The 13,944-nt window shown below is 60.6% G+C and carries 17 protein-coding genes; 4 read left to right on the top strand and 13 right to left on the bottom strand.

All coding sequences use genetic code 11. The annotated features are described in order from the left end of the window. Window positions 1-72 precede the first annotated feature (72 nt). The 5 genes from HMPREF9166_RS10780 to HMPREF9166_RS10760 are packed head-to-tail and all read right to left on the bottom strand — an operon-like array spanning window position 73 to window position 4,048. Window positions 73-372 carry a DUF2442 domain-containing protein gene (locus HMPREF9166_RS10780; protein WP_050341365.1) on the bottom strand — a complete coding sequence of 100 codons (300 nt, stop codon included), beginning with the start codon at window positions 370-372 and terminating at the stop codon, window positions 73-75. 5 nt (window positions 373-377) lie between these two features. Beyond that, on the bottom strand, window positions 378-644 hold the full coding sequence (locus HMPREF9166_RS10775) for a DUF4160 domain-containing protein (RefSeq protein ID WP_009754043.1): 267 nt from the start codon (window positions 642-644) through the stop codon (window positions 378-380). After that, window positions 637-1,332, bottom strand: coding sequence for a thymidylate kinase (locus HMPREF9166_RS10770; protein WP_009754042.1), 696 nt, complete (start codon window positions 1,330-1,332; stop codon window positions 637-639). Before HMPREF9166_RS10770 ends, HMPREF9166_RS10775 begins: the two co-directional genes overlap by 8 nt. 2 nt (window positions 1,333-1,334) lie before the next feature. Beyond that, entirely contained in the window at window positions 1,335-2,795 is a 1,461-nt protein-coding gene (locus HMPREF9166_RS10765) for an aminotransferase class I/II-fold pyridoxal phosphate-dependent enzyme (RefSeq protein WP_009754041.1), read from the bottom strand. Then, on the bottom strand, window positions 2,792-4,048 hold the full coding sequence (locus HMPREF9166_RS10760) for a sensor histidine kinase (protein WP_139062677.1): 1,257 nt from the start codon (window positions 4,046-4,048) through the stop codon (window positions 2,792-2,794). The genes HMPREF9166_RS10765 and HMPREF9166_RS10760 overlap by 4 nt, the downstream gene beginning before the upstream one ends. A gap of 151 nt (window positions 4,049-4,199) precedes the next feature. Here HMPREF9166_RS10760 and HMPREF9166_RS10755 point away from each other — a divergent pair, with 151 nt between their 5' ends. After that, window positions 4,200-4,655: a nitrous oxide-stimulated promoter family protein gene (locus tag HMPREF9166_RS10755; RefSeq protein WP_009754038.1), complete on the top strand. Its 456-nt coding sequence runs from the start codon at window positions 4,200-4,202 to the stop codon at window positions 4,653-4,655. 66 nt (window positions 4,656-4,721) lie between these two features. Here the strand turns inward: HMPREF9166_RS10755 and HMPREF9166_RS10750 are convergent, their stop codons facing one another. From HMPREF9166_RS10750 to HMPREF9166_RS10715, 8 genes are all read right to left on the bottom strand, one after another. Beyond that, entirely contained in the window at window positions 4,722-5,282 is a 561-nt protein-coding gene (locus HMPREF9166_RS10750) for a methyl-accepting chemotaxis protein (RefSeq protein ID WP_039981396.1), read from the bottom strand. A gap of 106 nt (window positions 5,283-5,388) precedes the next feature. After that, window positions 5,389-6,648: a hypothetical protein gene (locus tag HMPREF9166_RS10745; protein WP_009754036.1), complete on the bottom strand. Its 1,260-nt coding sequence runs from the start codon at window positions 6,646-6,648 to the stop codon at window positions 5,389-5,391. Between the two features lie 22 nt (window positions 6,649-6,670). Continuing rightward, window positions 6,671-7,528, bottom strand: coding sequence for a polysaccharide deacetylase family protein (locus HMPREF9166_RS10740; protein ID WP_009754035.1), 858 nt, complete (start codon window positions 7,526-7,528; stop codon window positions 6,671-6,673). Beyond that, the gene (whiA, locus tag HMPREF9166_RS10735) at window positions 7,525-8,451 is read right to left on the bottom strand and encodes a DNA-binding protein WhiA (protein ID WP_009754034.1); all 927 of its coding nucleotides are present in this window, start codon (window positions 8,449-8,451) and stop codon (window positions 7,525-7,527) included. Before whiA ends, HMPREF9166_RS10740 begins: the two co-directional genes overlap by 4 nt. Before the next feature lies 1 nt (window position 8,452). Then, entirely contained in the window at window positions 8,453-9,748 is a 1,296-nt protein-coding gene (gene yvcK, locus HMPREF9166_RS10730) for a YvcK family protein (RefSeq protein WP_009754033.1), read from the bottom strand. 7 nt (window positions 9,749-9,755) lie between these two features. Continuing rightward, window positions 9,756-10,667 (bottom strand): RNase adapter RapZ, encoded by a 912-nt coding sequence (rapZ, locus tag HMPREF9166_RS10725; RefSeq protein WP_009754032.1) that lies wholly within the window; start codon window positions 10,665-10,667, stop codon window positions 9,756-9,758. Between the two features lie 9 nt (window positions 10,668-10,676). Next, window positions 10,677-11,471 (bottom strand): Cof-type HAD-IIB family hydrolase, encoded by a 795-nt coding sequence (locus tag HMPREF9166_RS10720; protein WP_039981394.1) that lies wholly within the window; start codon window positions 11,469-11,471, stop codon window positions 10,677-10,679. Between the two features lie 4 nt (window positions 11,472-11,475). Next, entirely contained in the window at window positions 11,476-12,312 is an 837-nt protein-coding gene (locus HMPREF9166_RS10715) for a Cof-type HAD-IIB family hydrolase (RefSeq protein ID WP_009754030.1), read from the bottom strand. 118 nt (window positions 12,313-12,430) lie between these two features. On the opposite strand from HMPREF9166_RS10715, the gene HMPREF9166_RS10710 reads away from it, so the two are divergent. From HMPREF9166_RS10710 to HMPREF9166_RS10700, 3 genes are all read left to right on the top strand, one after another. Then, window positions 12,431-12,919 carry a hypothetical protein gene (locus HMPREF9166_RS10710; protein ID WP_009754029.1) on the top strand — a complete coding sequence of 163 codons (489 nt, stop codon included), beginning with the start codon at window positions 12,431-12,433 and terminating at the stop codon, window positions 12,917-12,919. Window positions 12,920-13,010: 91 nt separating this feature from the next. Next, window positions 13,011-13,349: a NusG domain II-containing protein gene (locus HMPREF9166_RS10705; protein ID WP_009754028.1), complete on the top strand. Its 339-nt coding sequence runs from the start codon at window positions 13,011-13,013 to the stop codon at window positions 13,347-13,349. 1 nt (window position 13,350) lies between these two features. Beyond that, a complete protein-coding gene (locus HMPREF9166_RS10700) occupies window positions 13,351-13,842 on the top strand; it encodes a Gx transporter family protein (protein ID WP_009754027.1) in 492 nt (163 codons plus the stop codon). The last annotated feature ends 102 nt before the right edge of the window (window positions 13,843-13,944 follow it).

Here is a 13,944-nt window from a genome sequence, read left to right as displayed (position 1 = left end):
CCCTCCCCCGTAAACGGGGGAGGCTTTTTCGTTTACAGGATACTGACTTTCCTATCGTAATACGGAGAGGCTTCATACAGCTTCTTCCAGCGGGTCATTCACCACGGGTGATGCGTAGACCGTAAACGGATCAATATCGATACATTTCGTTTCATCGCGATTGCCGGCGATATCCCATGCAACTGTACCGTTCATCACCGTCAGACGATCCACGAATACCTTACGGTCACGAAGCTGTGCGAGGATGCCCGAGCGCATGACGAGCTCCGACGCATCGTAACGGCGCACCGTGCCATCGTTGAAATACGCATAGACGGTGTAGTTATCCCCTGGGACAACCTGCAGTACTTCGGGGAAAAACCGAGAATCCATCTTCCTCATCTCCTTATCATCGGCGGAATCGGATTAGGCTCTCTGCCAGCCTTGACCAATTCCCAGTCCTGCATGAGTTCATCCTGATAGAGAACACACCATGCCAAGACGAGTTTTAGCTGTCGGTTTGGAAGGCAGCCATTCAAAATACTGGCATTCTGAATATCTATCGTGGCTTTATTCCCTGCATATTCTGCATGGATATGCGGGGGATTATGGTCGTTGTGGTAAATCGTAATACGGATACCAAAGAATAGGCTAATTTCAGGCATGAGATTCTCTCCCCGTCGTCAAAAACTTCCCCACCTCCGCATACAGCCGTTCATGAATCTCCTCGATGGGGAGCGGTGTGCCATCCGCGCTCGATGGAATGCGTACCCAGCCGCAGCGTGCGGCGAGGAGGACGTAGGCATCGTGGGTGCGTCGCAGGTAGTCTGCGTCGCGCTCGTGGATATCGGGCGTCTCTCCCTTCACCTGCGCACGTGCGGCGATCAGCCGCTCTGCTGCACACGGCTCCATATCGAGGAAGAATACGGCGTCGGGGACGGGCAGTCCGAGTTTGTTGAACTCGAAGTCATAAAGCCAGTCGAGAAAGGCATCGCGCTCCGCCGCATCCCCGATCTTCACGGCCTGATGCACCATGTTCGATGTGGTATAGCGGTCGGCGAGGATGATCGTCCCCGCCGCATAGTCCTCTCTCCACTTCATCCGATAGGAGGCGTAGCGGTCAACGGCAAAGAAGGTCGAGGCAGCATACGGATTCACTTCGTCCGCCTGCGTGCCGAAGTCACCGCGCAGGTACATCCGCACGGGCATCGACGCATCCGCCGCGTAGTCGGGAAAGGCAACGGCGCGTACGCGATGACCCTCGCGTATGAGCCGCTGCGTGAGAAGGCGCGTCTGCGTTTCCTTGCCCGAGCCGTCGCCCGCTTCGATGATAAAGAGCTTTCCGCGTGCCATACTTATCCTTTCGCAATTACCGTCACCGTATCGAGAGTCGCGTCTGCCGCCCCCACGACACGCGCTCCGATTGCCCGCATCATCTGCAGATAGCGGAGCGTCTCTGCGTCGATCACGTCGCCGGGTGCGAGGACGGGGATGCCCGGCGGATAGAACACAATCGTCTCTGCCGCTGTACGCCCCACGGCATGCGTCACAGATACGTGCTCCGTGCGCGCAAAATACGCCTCACGCGGCGTGAGTGCTGTCTCCGGCAGCGGGGGCAGCGCGCAGAGCGCCGCCTCCCCCGCTCCGCGCGAGGTGCAGAGCGGCGCACAGGTCTCCGCCATCGTGTGCAGCGCCGCATAGAGCCGCTCCGTCTCCTGTGCGCCATCCGCATAGGAGAGAAGAAAGAGCACGTTGCGCGCATCCGCCAGCTCACAGGCGATCCCTTGCCGCCGCAGCTCCTCCTCTGCCGCAAAGCCCGTCATGCCGAGCCCCATCACCTGCACGGTGAGCTTGGTGCGATCGAGCGCCTCCATCCCGGGCGCCCCCATGTGCTCTGCACCGAAGGCCCACAGTCCCGGAATGTCATTGATGCGCTGCCGCAGATCATCGGCACGGCGAATGAGTGCCCCGAGGTGCTCTTCTGCTCCCTCCTGCTCCATCTGCTCCCGCGCCAGATCGAGGGCCGCGAGAAAGATTTCATTTGGACTGGTCGTCTGGAGTACGCCCGATGCTGCGCGAATCCGCGCGGGCGGCACGCGTCCGCCGCGTGCGAGGAGCATCGAGGTCTGCGTCAGCGAGCCGAGCATCTTGTGCGTGCTCTCCGCCGAGAGATCTGCGCCCGCCGCCATGGCAGACGGCGGCAGCTCCTCCGCAAAGGCAAAATGCGCCCCGTGCGCACTGTCTGTGAGGAGGAGCATCCCGTGCGCGTGAAGGTGCGCGGCAATCGCCGACAGCTCCGAGGTCACTCCGTAGTAGGTCGGATGGATGAGGAGCGCGGCACGCGCCTCGGGATGCTCCCGCACCGCGCGTTCCACCGTCGTATACGATACGCCCATCGCGATCCCGAGCCGTGTGTCAATCTCGGGGGCAAGCCAGACGGGGCGCACGCCCGTGAGGATCATCGCGCCGACGATGGAGCGATGTGCGTTGCGCGGTACGAGGATGGTATCGCCGGGCGCGGCCGCCGCCATCAGCATCGTGTGGACAGCGCCCGTCGTCCCGTTCACCATAAAGTATGCCTCGTCCGCACCGTATGCGCGCGCCGCCAGCTCCTCCGCCGCACGGATGCAGCCCGTCGGCGCATGGAAGTCATCGAGCTCTGCCGAGAGCGAGACATCCGCGCGCAGCCCCTCGTCCGTCAGCAGCCGACGCAGCAGCGGATGCGCCCCGCGTCCACCCTTATGCCCCGGGGTGTGATAGGGGGCAACGCCCAGCCCCGCATAGCGGAGCAAAGACTCGGCAATCGGTGCGCTCACGCGTCCTCCACCATGCGGTTGCGCACGCGCAGATGCACCTTCGTCCCCTTGCCCGGCTCGGAGAGGATCTGGATCTCGGCGCCGATGAGCTTTGCTCTCTCCTCCATGCCGATCATGCCGAAGTGCCGCCCGCGCCGCCTGCGCTGCGCCTCCATGTCGAGCGAATCGCTCTCCGCCTCATCCTCGGGCTCGTCGATCTGATCGGGAGCAAACCCGACGCCCTCATCCGCGATTAGGAGTGTGAGCGCCTGCGGCGTGTAGTGCATGCGCACGCGCACCTTATCCGTCCGCGCATGCTGAACGACGTTGTTGAGTGCCTCCTGTACGATGCGGAACACGGCGATCTCCACGTGTTTCGGCAGGGCATAGTAGTCGCCCTCCATGCTGAATGTCCCGTGCAGTTTTCCGCGCTCGCCAAAGAGGGCGATGAGCTGCTCCACCGCCTGCGGGAGGCCGAGATCGTCGAGTGCCATCGGCCGCATATCGAAGATGATCTGGCGGACGCTCGTCAGGCATTTGCGAATCTCGCCGCGCAGCTCTTCGAGCGTTTTCTTCGCCTCCGCCATGTCCTGATCCATCAACCGCTCGACAATGGTCGTCGTGAACAGGCTGTTCGCGAGATCCTGCGCGGGGCCGTCGTGGATCTCGCGCGAGATGCGGTAACGCTCCTCCTCGGTCGCCTTGATGATGCGCGCACCGACAAACTTATCCTTTTGTACCGCCTCGATCTGCCAGATCACCCCGCTCACCTGTGTGCTGAGATAGCTGAGTACCGAGCCGATAGAGAGCGCCATCTGCTCCGCACGGGCGACCACATTGCCAAGATAGCGCAAACGTATCTCAAGCTTGTCACGTTCCACACGCATGGACTGCTCTTTCTCGCGCTCAATCGCAAGGTTGATCTGGATGATGGAAACCGCCTCGTACGTCTTGCGGATCTCATCCTCCGTATATTCCGTGAACTTCTCGCTCACCTCGGCGAGACGACGCTTGGCCTGCTGCTCCTCTGCGGTAAGTGCATCTACACGTTCAATGGTCGCAGCGACGTGTTCTTTCAGCTCTAGGAGACGGCGCCGTGCTCCCTCCACTTCCCTGCGCGTATTTTCATAGATGTCAAAGATCTGGGTCTTGTTGTCCTCGATCGTGTTGATCGTATTGGTCAGCAGTTTGCGCAGCTGTCCCTCTTCAACCCCCTCCACGGGCTGATCGTCTGCGGGTGCACTGCTCATCCGCCGTCTGTCTGTTGTGCGCATCATATCCTCCTATCTCTTTGCGCTTTATTGTACCCCATTTATCATGAAAAGTCACGTTCCCTTACTCCTTGCATTTTCTTCTAAAAATCGGTAAAATGTCAAAACGGAGAGAAAAATACAAGAACACGAAACGAAAGCATAGGTGAACCCGATGAGTATTTTTTCACGTTTCCTGCCGAAGCGCAAGCCGCCCGAGCTGAAGAATAACATCCCGAAGGAGAAGGAGAACATCCGCAAGACCTTCGCCGTCTACTGTGCGAAGCATCACAAGCCGAAGAACGGCAAGCTCTGCCCCGCCTGCACGGCGCTGCTCGCGACGGTGTTTACGAAAATGGATCGCTGCCCCTACGGCATCACAAAGCCGATCTGCGACCGCTGCGACCGTCCGTGTTTCGGTGCGAAGGCGACGCAGGATTTCCTCACGATCATGAAGTCCGCACAGCGCGGGATGTTCCTGCGCCACCCCGTCATGGCGATCAAGCACAAGCTCGCGAGCATGGGCGTGGACTACGCAAAGTATCAGCAGGAGAAGAAGACGACGGATAAGGCAAAGGCGAAGGAGAAGGCGGCAAAGGCGCGCGCCAAGGACAAGGAAAAGAAGAAGTAAAGCGATACGCAAAAAGGACGGCAGATGAAGTCACCGCTTCGTCTGCCGTCCTTTTGTATGCACTGCTTATGCGAGGCTCTTGACGTAGTCCCTGAGCTGCTCGGTGGCACGCGTCACCTGCGAGAGGTTTGCCGTAATCTCCTGCGTGGAGGCTGCCTGCTGCTCACTGATGGAGCCCGTCGTCTCGATGGAATGCGAGATGTCCTCGACCGCACGGTTCATCTCCGTCAGCGTCACCTGGATGCGCTCCGTCGCCTCACGCGACTGCTCGGCGAGCTTGCGCACCTCCTCGGCAACGACGGCAAAGCCGCGCCCCTGCTCACCCGCACGCGCCGCCTCGATGGCTGCGTTCAGACCGAGCAGATTCGTCTGTCCCGCGATGTTCGTGATGAAGTCGATGACCTTGATCGTGTCGGCGTTGCGCTCCTGGAGGAATTTCGCCTGCTGGACGGACTCCTGCCCTGCCTTTGCGAGCTCCGTCGCGCTCTTGGCGACCTGCTCGATCGCCTGAAAGACGGTCTGTGTCGACGTCGCGATCTGCTCGATCGACGTCATCAAGCGCTCGTGATCGATCTTCGCGCCTACCGTCTCCGCTGCACCCTTGGTCTCTTTCACTGCTTCTGCCATATCTCTTCCTCCCTGATCCACCCCGAGGATCATGCTCTCTTTCATTGTCACTTATTTATTCCACAGAGATAAAAAAATACCTTCTCATGATAAAGATTTTTTTCCGTTATTCGGGCAGGAGAATGATATTCACGGGCAGATTCGATGCCCCCGGCGGCGAGTAGGCAAAGGTGACGGGATGAACGGCGCTGTACGTCCCAAGATCGGCCAGCTCCGTATACTGCGTGAGGACGAGCAGTCCTTCCGTGCGTGCCTTAGCGATCTGCGGCGGTTCGGGCAGCGTCTGGTCGCCGAAGTACGCCCGTGACGCAGGCGTCTCGATGAGGCGGCTTTGTCCGTCGCTGACAGCCGTCACCGCGCCTGCATAGACGCCTCCGAGCGGGCTGAGGAAGCAGCGCACCTGCCCGCGCCCCATAATGGGCAGTGCAATGTGGTAGAGGATGCCGTAGTTGCCGTAGTTGACAACGGGCGTTCCATCCGTTGCATCCACGCCGCTGCGATAGAGATCGTGAACGTTGTCGCCGATGGGGAAATACGCCGCGCCGTCCCGCATAGGAGCGTAGGCGCGCGGCAGTGTGACGATGCGGTCCATACTCTGAAACGTGCCGCGCAGAGCGACCTCATCGCGCGGCAGGACACGCGCCGTGCGCAGGAAGGAAAACGGATCGACATCCGCCCCGTACATGACAACGGAGACGCGCACGGGGGCATTGGCGTGAAAGTCGTAGACACCGTAGACCAGCTCGCCGGGCGCAAGCACGGTCGTATTCATCACAGGGGAGAGAAGGCGCGGCCGCTCCTTTGCCACGTAGATGCGCTCCTCGTACTGCACGGGATCAAAGTAGGCGATCTGTGTTGCCTTGCCGACGCGCAGGTAGTCTGTGCTCGGCGTGCTCGTGCCGCCGCGCGTAACGGAGACGATGGCGAGGTCAGCATCCGTCTCGAGAATGACAGCGACCTTCTTCGGCTGTGCCGTGTCGTTCAGATGATAGTAGAGAACGCGTGCATCGCCCTCCACCGTGTCGCGATAGAGGATGCCGCTCTCCTTGACATACTCCGGACTGTCCGAAAAGAGCAGCGTCCCGCCCGTATCCTCCGTCATCACGTCCCAGCGGCGCATCATGCGCGAGCTGCCGGGGGCAAATACACGGTTTTGCGGCGGCGTCGTTTCCCCGATGATGCCCGCGACGCGTTCGCGGATGTTCGTCTTGCCTGTGGTGCGCTCATGGATATTTTGTTCCGCCGCACCGCGCTCACGTACCACAGTGGTCCCCTCGCTGTGCTGCGGGTCAGCTCCCGCATGCCCCGCGCAAAGAAGGACAGCAGCCATTGCTGCCGCCCGCAGCCCCTTGATTCCCTTGTTCATTCCCCTATCGTCCCTTTCCTTATCAATGTCCGCGCACCGCGCTGCACAGCTTCTCGATCGGTGCACGAAGCCCCTCAGGCAGCTCTGCCACCCGCACGGCGGCACGCGCCGCGAGATCCGCCTTCAGCAGCCGCAGGCGGAACTCTGTCAGCCCGAGATGCGGCGCGGGGATGTTGACGCGATGCAGGCGATACGGATTCGTTTCGAATGTATTTAGCCCCGCCTCGCCCGTCACCGCCGTCAGATAGTTCTCCTCCGCGAGCATGGCCACGATGGTATCGTCATACGCTCCGTTCGGATAGGAAAAGCTGTAGATCGTCTTCATTCCGCGCCACTCGAGGAGCAGCTTGGAGAGCCGCAGCTCGTCGCGCTGCTCTGTCGGCGTGAGCGTTGTGAGTGGGATGTGGTTCGCCGTGTGACTGCCGATCTCCATACCGCTCCGCTCCAGATCAAAGAGGTTGTCCCACGTCATGTAGCCGGGCTGACCGATGTCATTCGTCACAACGTAGAACACGGCCTTCATTCCGCGCTCCTCAAGCATCGGCAGGACAACACGCCAGTTGTCTTCATAGCCGTCGTCAAAGGAGAGGATGACAGGCTTTTCAGGCAGCTCCTGCTTTCCCTTGCGTGCACGCGCATAATCCTGCGGCGTGATGGTCGTATATCCTTCCTGCGTGAGATAGTCCAGCTGTGCGGCGAACTCCTCGGGCGGAACGGCGTAGCGCACCTCATCCGGTTTCGCGTCATCCTTCACCATGTGATATTCCAGTATGGGAAAGCCCGACGGCTGTGCTGTCAGTACCCATGCAAAGGCTGCCAAAACAATGAGCAGCGGCAGCGGCAGTCCATGCGTGAGCCGCTGTGCAATACCTCGAATCAATCTGTTTCCTCCTCTGCCATCATGCGGAGTTTCCGCAGACGATGGCTCATTCCTGATTTGCTGATGTGGCAAAGCTCCGCCAGCTCCGCCATGCTGATCTCCGGATGGGCACGCCGCATCTCTGCTGTTTCGCGCAGCTCCTCCGGCAGGGCAGCAAGCCGCCCCGTCTCCTCCAGCCGCACAATCGCCGCCGTCTGATCCGCGGCAGCATCCACAGCACGCTGGAGGTTTGCGGTCTCAACGTTGACGATACGGTTGACCTGCGCACGCACCTCCTTGAGGTTGCGCGCGACCTCGATCTCCTCTGCCGCCTCCTCCGCGCCGATGAGCGAGAGGAAATCCATGACGGCGTCGCCCTCCTTGAGATAGACGACGTACATCTCGTGGCGGTCGGTCAGCCCGACAGGGAAGTGCAGGCGGCGCAGGAGCGTATGGAGTGCGCGCGCCATCTCCTCGCTCCGCGCCGTGATCTCGAGGTGGCACGCTGCCTCGGGGCGGTTGACGCTGCCGCCGCCGAGAAATGCGCCGCGCAGATAGGCGGCACGACAGCATTTTTTACGAAGCAGGGCGAGATCGCTCGTGCTGCGCAGACTCCCTCCGGCAAAGCCGAGCTGCGCGAGCAGCGGCGTCACCGCTGCGCCGGCGGCAATATTGACGATGTAGGTGCGCCGCCGCAGCTGCGGCATGCGCTCCATCGCAACAGAGGTCTCAATCGCGCCGTCCATCGCGCGCAGCAGACGGATGACGCGGCGCGCCACAGCGGCACTCGCCGCCGTAAAGCGCAGCCCCGCCCCACGCGCACCGTCCGTCTGCACAGAGGCGCCCATGCGCAGGAGTGCCGCGAGCTCTGCCGTCTGGCAGCAGGCACGGTCGACATCCGTGCGCGAGAGCGCATTTTTCACATCCGCAGCAAAGGACGGCATCTCAGTTCACCCGAAAGTCGTAGACCATGCGCATGACGTTGCGGCTGAGCTTGTCGGGATCGTGGCGCACGGCATCCGTCTGACTGATGATGTCCGCCGCGACGAATCCGATGCCGAGGGCGTTGATCGCCTCCTCGTCCACGGCAACGGGGTAGATGTCCTGTGCGGCGTACTGTTTACGCAGCTCGGCAGAGATCGGCGCGTTGTTGACGAGCATGAAGTCGATCGTCCCGCGCCCTGCGTGCTTGAGGATCGCCTCTGCGTGCATGGACGCTGTATAGCCGTCAGTCTCACCGGGCTGGGTCATCACGTTGCAGATGTAGATCTTGAGGGCATTGCTTTTGCGCAGTTCCTCGGCGACACCGCTGACGAGGAGGTTCGGCATGATGCTCGTATAGAGACTGCCGGGGCCGAGGATGATCGCATCCGCCGTGCGGATCGCCTCGAGGGCGGAGGGTACGGGCGCAACATTCTGTGGGAACAGGCGCACACGGCGGATGCGTCCCGGCGCCTCGGGGATGCGTGACTCGCCTTCGACGACCGTTCCGTCCTCGAGGATCGCGTCGAGCCGCACGGACTCCTTCGATGCGGGCAGGACACGTCCCTTGACCGCGAGAACCTTCGAGGACTCGCGCAGCGCCGTCTCCATGTCACCCGTGACCTCCGCCATCGCCGCGAGGAAGAGATTGCCGAAGCTGTGTCCCGCGAGGTCGCTTGAGCCCTCAAAGCGGTGCTGAAAGAGTTTTTCCATCAGTGGCTCGGTATCGGCAAGCGCGACGAGACAGTTGCGCAGATCACCCGGCGGGATGATGCCAAGCTCCTCGCGCAGGCGCCCTGAGGAGCCGCCATCGTCCGCCACCGTCACGACAGCGGTCACGTTGCTCGTCAGTTCCTTGATACCGCGCAGGAGCACCGAGAGCCCATGTCCGCCGCCGATCACCGTGACGGTCGGGCCGCGGCTGAGCCGCGTTTTTTCATAGACCAGATCAACGAGGCGCGCCGACGTTCCCTCGGGCATCAGAGCCGTGATGACGGAGCGGATAACGTGGCGCGTCGCCACGAGCATGAGTACACTGCCGACAAGAGACGCAAGCACGCCTGCCACAACTGTGAAACCGTAGTCATAGCTGCCCTGCCACGTATAGACAAAGCGGAAGATTGCCTCCTCGATGGAGTCAATGTACTTGTAGTTAAAGATCAGTGCAGCCCCGAGTCCGACAAGGAGCGTTCCGAGCGCAAAGACAAAGAGCCAGCGCTTGAACCCCATGCCAGGATAAAGCCATTTCATCAAATGCATGGATTCGTCATCCCTCGCTCACGTGTTCCCGCACCTCATTCTTCATGAGGTCGCGATGTTCCAGATGCGCCGCATAGTGTTTCTTGATGCGGTCATAGAGATGCTTTGCGATAAAGACACTGCGGTGCATCCCGCCCGTACAGCCGACGGCGATCACGAGCTGGCTCTTCCCCTCCTTCACATACTGCGGCAGGAGAAAATCGACGAAGTTGTCGAGATGTTCCTCGAACTTCTGCGTCACATCCCATGACTCGATGTAGGACGCGACCTGCGGAACAGTGCCGCTCTTGCTGCGGAGGGAGTCGATGTAGAACGGGTTCGGCAAAAAGCGCACGTCAAAGACGAGATCGGCATCGAGCGGGATGCCGTACTTAAAGCCAAACGACAGGATGTTCACGCTCATCTGCGCATCCGCGCCCGGCGCATCGTAGTGGCGGCGGATGATGTCGCGCAGCTCCGCCTTGCGCAGCTTCGATGTGTCGACGATCTGCGTCGCACGTTCCCGTATGGGCGCGAGACGGTTCCGCTCGCGCGTCACGCCCTCGGAGATGCGCGCATCCGGGGCGAGCGGATGTGGCCGCCGCGTCTCCTTGTAGCGACGGATGATCACATCGTCCGAGGCCTCGATAAAGAGCAGCTCGTAGGGCACGCCGCCCGCATCCAGCTCACCGAGCACGCGCACGAAGTCGTCGAAGAACTCGCGGCTGCGCGTGTCCACCACGATGGCGGCACGGCTGATCTGCCCGTGCGTCTCACGACAGAGATTAATGAACTTTGGAATGAATACCGGCGGGAGGTTGTCCACGCAAAAGTAGCCGAGATCCTCCATATAGCGCGCGGCGAGCGACTTTCCGCCCCCCGACAGTCCCGTCACGATCACGGGACGGAATTTCTCTGCGGGATGTTTTATATCCATCATCGTCACCTCCTACAGTACAAATTTTTCCACAGCGGCGGCAATTCCGTTTTCATCGTTGGATGCCGTGACATAGGATGCGTGCTCCTTCGCCACGGGGAGTCCATTCGCCGGGACGACAGAAAATGCGCCTATCGAGAGCATCTCCACATCGTTGTCCGCATCGCCTGCAACCATGACCTCATCGAGTGTCAGCCCCATCGCGTCCGCAAGCGCCTGCACGCCGACCGCCTTGTTGATGCCGGGCGGGTTGATGTCAACGCTCGTGCCCGTATTCTGCTGCGGCACAAGGCGTCCGCCGAAGTGCGCCCGCACCTCGCTGACGTAGGAGTCAACCCCGCTTTTCATCTCGCGCAGGACGAACTGCGGTACGTTCTCCGTGCAGCCGAGATAGTCGCTTCCCACCTCCGTCACCACGAAATTCGCCGTCGTCCGATAGGCGGTGAAATAGTCCTCCCGGTACGTGGGCGCATAGATCTCCGCCCCGCTGTACCAGTTCACATACCAGTCCCGCGCGTAGCAGAACGTCAGGAACTCCCCGACAAATGCGGGGTCAAAATAGCGGGCAAAGAGCGGCGCATCCGCCCCCGTGCCGACGTATGCCCCGTTGCAGCAGACGACGGGCGCACGCGAGCCGAGCAGCCGCGCGAAGTGGAGCGCGGAGCACAGCATCCGCCCCGTCGCAATGGTGACGGTGACGCCGCGTGCCATGGCGCGTGCAAGGATGTCCTTCGTCCGCACCGTAATCGTCTTGTCCGAGGTCAGGAGCGTGCCGTCGAGATCGAGTGCGATGAGTTTGATCGCCATGCCTTTATCCTCTCCGCATTGGTACAGGTGCATCCGCACCCATGCCGAGCACATACGTATAGATTGCCGCCGCAAGGCCATTCTCCGTGCAGGACAGCGTCTCGCAGTCTGCCTCCGCCTTGACCTCGGGGAAGGCGTTCCCCATTGCAACACTCGTGCCTGCTGCCTTCAGCATGGGCAGGTCGTTGCACGCATCGCCGATCGCCATTGTCTCCGCAATGGGGATATCCAGCTTTGCCGCGAGTGCCGTGAGTGCCGATGCCTTCGAGACGCCCTTCACAACGATCTCGACCAGCCGATCTGCCGAACGCGTCACGCCGATGTGTGCGCCGAACGCATCCAGGAGCATCTGTGCACGCGCCTCACTCACGGCGCGCCCCTCCGTCACGAGGAGCAGCTTGCAGTTTCCTGTCACGTACGCAAGCATTCCATCTCTCCCAACAGCCTTGCCGGTGATCTTCTGTGAATCCTCGTAAAAACGCGACTCCTCACAGGTGACGGCATAGCGCAGCACACCACCGCTGTAGCTTTGAATGTACCAGCCCCGTGCCTGTGCAAAGGTGATAATGTCCCGTGCAAGCATCGGGTCGAGAGCATACTCCTCATAGATGTGTCCGCTCGGGCTCTTGATGAGCGCCCCGTTGTAGGCGATGATCGGCACATCGATGCCGAGCGCCTCAGCGACGGGCAGTGCCGCCTCGAACATGCGCCCCGTCGCAATCGTCACGGTGATCCCCGCGCGCACGGCACACTGCACAGCCGCGATATTCTCTGCTGAAACGACATTGCCGTTTGGCAGCATCGTACCATCCAGATCCGACACAAATAACTTTACCGCCATGATGGCTTCCCCTCCGTATCCATTTCCCAAGCATCCCCCCTGCACATCCCACGGGAAACTGCTGACAAAATCATTTCCCCTATGCTATAATCATCTCAATCAAGAAAGGAGCGTTCCTGTGCTCAGCATCTTTCGCCAACTGATCGTCGTCGTCGCCCTGCTCCTCATCCTCGTCGGCATCTTCGGGCTCTCGTACACGTACCGTATCGATCATCGCAGTGCGCGCAGTCTCTCTGCGTACGCGACCATTGATTTTCGCGCATCCTATACCGGAGAGGGCCGGCTTGAGGGCGCGACGCTGTCCCTGCTCGACTATCGCTACGACAGTGCGAAGTTTCTGCCCGACGTCATCCTCTACACCGACGGAGCGGCGTGGGAGATGAAGGCGGCGACAAAGTATACACCGCATCCCGTGGAGGGTGCGGACAGCCCCTACAAGAACGAGAACAAGATGTTCCTCGTGTTCCCGCGCGCCGGCCTACCCGCCATCCGCAAGGCAGTGAGCGTTCGACTGCGCTTCTATTACGACAACGGGCAGACCGTCGACCTCCCGCTGAACGAGTCCGACCTCGCCTATTGGCAGCGCGAGCTCAGTCAGGGGATTTGAGAAAATTGCTGTTTATGGAAGCACTGATACATGCAGTAATTCCTTATTTATTGTACTGTGATAAAAAACATTCGTCAAGGCAGGACTGACCATGAAGAAAAATGACCTCATACTGATCGCTACGCTGCTCCTCCTCTGCGGGATCGGCGCAATATTTTTTGCGCTGCGCACGGACGGTGCAGTACGTCACGCGGTCATCACGCAGGACGGCACACAGCTCTATGACATCCCGCTCACGGGACACACGGGGACGGAGGACATACCGATTGCGGACGCACACGGCGAGAACACGATCCGCATTGAGGGGGAGAGTATTGCCGTCGTCCATGCGGACTGCCCCGATCAGGTCTGCGTGCGGACGGGACGCGCGGAGAAAAAGGGCGACGTGATCGCCTGCCTCCCGCACAAACTCCTGATCGAAGTGAAATGATATGAGACCACTTCGTCTTACGGCGCGCATCGCCCTCCTCACTGCGCTCTCCCTCATCCTCTTCCTCCTTGAGGGATTTCTTCCCCTGCCGTTTCCTGTACCGGGCGCGAAACTTGGGCTGGCCGCCATCGTCACCCTCATCGCGCTCCGCATCCTGCCGCGTACGCGCGACGCTGCCGCCGTCCTGCTCCTGCGCATCTTCCTATCCGCCTTCCTTGGCGGCGGATTCGCCCCACTCCTCTACAGCATGGCGGGCGGACTGGCGAGTTTTGCTGCGATGGCCCTCCTCCTGCGGCACTCGCAGCTCTCCCTCGTCGGCATCAGCGCCGTCGGCGGACTCCTCCACAACATGGCGCAGCTGCTCGTCGCCGCCGCTGTCATGGAGAGCAGCGCACTCCTCCTCTACGCTCCGCTCCTCGGCGTTGTCGGCATCCTGACCGGCACGGGCATCGGCATCCTCGCGCAATCTACTATGAAAAAAATTAAATGCTAGATAAATATTCTCAATCACAATATTTTGTGCTATACTGTTCCTGTCGGAATATTGTGGTTCTAAACGATCCCTGCAATACGCCTAGGGAATCACTGATAAAAT

Source organism: Selenomonas sp. oral taxon 149 str. 67H29BP, from assembly GCF_000146365.1.
GTDB classification, from domain to species: Bacteria; Bacillota; Negativicutes; order Selenomonadales; family Selenomonadaceae; genus Centipeda; species Centipeda felix.
Note: the sequence above shows the minus strand (reverse complement) of the source record. Positions and strands in the feature narration are given on the sequence as shown.